3 protein-coding genes and 1 pseudogene are annotated in these 3,060 nt (G+C 66.8%); 1 reads left to right on the top strand and 3 read right to left on the bottom strand.

The genetic code is table 11. The features are described 5' to 3' along the window. Positions 1–12 precede the first annotated feature (12 nt). Positions 13–1,131: an alanine dehydrogenase gene (gene ald, locus HP499_RS22730; protein ID WP_026548484.1), complete on the top strand. Its 1,119-nt coding sequence runs from the start codon at positions 13–15 to the stop codon at positions 1,129–1,131. Positions 1,132–1,259: 128 nt separating this feature from the next. Here the strand turns inward: ald and HP499_RS22725 are convergent, their stop codons facing one another. The 3 genes and pseudogenes from HP499_RS22725 to HP499_RS22715 all read right to left on the bottom strand — a co-directional run. Next, the gene (locus HP499_RS22725) at positions 1,260–2,135 is read right to left on the bottom strand and encodes a hypothetical protein (RefSeq protein ID WP_172326337.1); all 876 of its coding nucleotides are present in this window, start codon (positions 2,133–2,135) and stop codon (positions 1,260–1,262) included. After that, positions 2,132–2,683, bottom strand: a complete 552-nt coding sequence (locus tag HP499_RS22720; RefSeq protein ID WP_172326336.1) for an RNA polymerase sigma factor — start codon at positions 2,681–2,683, stop codon at positions 2,132–2,134. Before HP499_RS22720 ends, HP499_RS22725 begins: the two co-directional genes overlap by 4 nt. 88 nt (positions 2,684–2,771) lie before the next feature. Continuing rightward, positions 2,772–3,060: pseudogene (locus HP499_RS22715) on the bottom strand (hypothetical protein); the annotation flags it as partial.

The following is a 3,060-nucleotide window of genomic DNA, read 5'->3' as shown; positions in this document are numbered from 1 at the left end:
TGGAGCCCACAGATGATCATCGGCGTCCCCAAAGAAATCAAGAACAACGAATTCCGCGTAGCCATCACGGCCGCAGGTGTCCACGAGTTCCGCACCCACGGACACACCGTTCTGGTTGAGCGCGGCGCAGGCCTGGGCTCGGGTATCACCGACGAGGAATACTCGATCGCCGGCGCTGAAATCGTCAATGAAGCCGACGACGTCTGGGGCCGTGCGGACATGGTCATGAAGGTCAAGGAACCCATCGCGGCCGAGTACCACCGCTTCCGCAAGGGCCTCATCCTCTTCACCTACCTGCACCTCGCCGCAGAACCGGAGCTCACCGCAGAGCTCATCAACTCCGGCGTCACGGCCATCGCTTACGAGACCGTTCAGGAGGGCCGCACCCTCCCGCTGCTCGCCCCGATGTCCGAGGTAGCAGGCCGCTTGTCCGTCGTGGTCGGAGCCTCCTCGCTGATGGCTCCCGCCGGCGGCAAGGGCGTCCTCCTGGGCGGCGTACCCGGCGTCCGCCCGGCCAAGGTAGTTGTCCTCGGCGCAGGTGTTGCCGGCACCAACGCCGCCGCCATGGCCTTGGGCCTCGGTGCCGATGTCACCATCATGGACATCAACATCAACCGGCTGCGCGAACTCGACGCCCTCTACCAGGGCCGCCTGAAGACCGTAGCCTCCAACGCCTACGAGATCGAGAAGTCAGTTATCGACGCAGATCTCGTGATCGGCTCCGTCCTGATCCCGGGCGCCAAGGCTCCCAAGCTGGTGACCAACGAGCTCGTTGCCCGCATGAAGCCGGGCTCTGTCCTGGTGGACATCGCCGTGGACCAGGGCGGCTGCTTCGAGGACACGCACCCCACCACCCACCAGGAACCGACGTACAAGGTCCACAACTCGATCTTCTACTGCGTTGCCAACATGCCTGGCGCCGTTCCGAACACTTCCACGTACGCACTGACCAACGTCACCCTGCGCTACGCCGTGGCACTGGCCAACCTGGGCGTCAAGGCCGCATTCGACCGCGACCCCGCACTGGCTGCCGGCCTCAACATCGCCGCAGGCCACGTGGCACACCACTCCGTTTCCGAGGCGCACAACCTGCCTCTCGTCAACGACTGGCACAGCCTGGTTACCGCGTAACCACAACCGCCAAGCACGACGGCGGGGTTCGGCTTCCACACGAAGCCGCACCCCGCCGTCGTGGTTTAATCCGCGCCGAGACTGCACTTAACACTGATGTTTTGCCCCCCAAACATAGGTGTTAAGTGTCACTTCGCAGGGAGGCTCGGGTTGCCCGGATCCGCAGGGAGGCTGGGAACCACGCGGGTGGGAGCCGGCACGGGTACGCCAGAGGGGCGGAGCTTGGCCGGATCAATGGTCGCGGGGCCCATCCCGGGCGGCGTTACAGTGACCGCTGGCTGGGGAACAGCGCCCTTGCCGGGGTCGCGGAGTGACGGATCCTGCGGTGCGTGGGGCGAGGCTCCCCCACCGGGTTGCCGATGATCCCCTGGAGCCGGGTTCCCGGAAGGATTCGGGGCAGGAGGCGCCGGCTGTCCGCGGTCCGGAACTGCGGGCGCCTCCGGACCTGTTGGCGCCGGCGTTGAACCGGCAGGGCCGCCCTGCCGGGGGGCGTCGCCGGACGCAGGAGTGAGCTTCGAGACCGCTGAGCCGATGGCTGCGCCCAGATGCTGGAAGGCACCCGGGATTCCGCCGTCGGACGCAGCCGCAGCAGTAGCACCGCCGGCCAAGGACACCACGACGGCGAGGCCGGCAATGGCCGTGCGCCGCTTTGCCCGCCGCCGCGCAGCAAGTTCGTCGGCAGGGAGGGCACCCGCACGGGCCGGGTCAGCCGCACGTGCAGGGTCTTCAACCCTGGCGAGTACCGCCGTTGGCGCGCCCGACGACGCAACGGGACCGGCCGTCGTCGTGATCTGCTGGGTGGCCGCAACCTGGCCGTGAACCATGAGCGCACGAACTGCCTCGGTCGGCACGGGGGCAGTATCGGCCAGCGAACGAAGTCCCAGCAGTTCTGTGCGCAGTTCGGCGTCGCCCTCCAGGCCGGATTCGGCCAGGAAACGGTCGACTGCCTGTTGGTGCACTGCCTGCTGGTGGCTGTGCCCGCGGGGCGGAAGGTGTTCGCTCATGATGTGCCGTTCGTTTGTTGTGCACGTTTCTTCAGTGCGCCCAAGGCCCGGCGCTGCAGCTGCTTCACGGCACCTTGGGATTTGCCCATGATCTCCGCCGTTTCCTCCACGGAAAGGTCGGCAATGACACGCAATGCCAGGACCTCCCGGTAGTCGTCAGCGAGATCGGTCAAGAGTTCCGTCACGCCCAAACCGGAGGCCCGTCCGAAGGCTTGCTCTTCCGCCGACGGTGCTCGTCGTGAGTCCAGTTCCGATTCGTAAGGCGTGGAGTCAGGTGTCCGTTCTCGTTTGCGGTAATGGTCCACCATGCGGGCGTGGGCAATGGCGAACACCAGGGTTTTGGCGCCTTGGAGGCCGCCATGGAGGGTTTCGAGCTTTGGGTAAAGGGCCAGGAAGACGTCCTGGGTGACGGCTTCCGGGTCCTCCACGCCGCGGGCCCGGAGGTAGCCGAAGACCGGCCCGGAAAGGCTGTTGTAGGCAGCCGTAAAGAGCAGTGCGGGATCATCATGGTCCGCCTGCACATATTCGTCAGCCAAAGGGTCAAGCACCCGTGGACGCCTCCATCCCGCGTTACGAGGGCGGGGTTCCTTGCCCTAAGCCAAGGAACCCCGCCGTTAAACCGTAGCCGCTGCGTGCTTAGCGGACAGAATCCAGGGGTGCTCCCGGAGCGGCCGGAACGTCCGCCGGAACCTCGCTCGGAACCTGCGAGGGGAGTGCCGGAGCAGCAGGCGTCGCCGGGACTGCGGGGGTGGCGGGCAGCTCAAGGGCGGCCGGGACGGCAGGCTTCGCGGGGACAGCCGGTACCGCCGGCGTTGCCGGGAGGTCGGACGTTACAGAAGCGTCGACGTCGGCCCCTGCCTTGGCCGAACCATTCACCTTCGCGTCGGCGGCCTTGCCGGCATCGACCACTGCCTCGCAGTGCGCC

This window comes from Paenarthrobacter sp. CM16 (genome assembly GCF_013179505.1).
Lineage (GTDB): Bacteria > Actinomycetota > Actinomycetes > Actinomycetales > Micrococcaceae > Arthrobacter.
The sequence above is the reverse complement of the archived record's forward strand: the minus strand, read 5'-3'. Positions and strand labels throughout refer to the sequence as shown.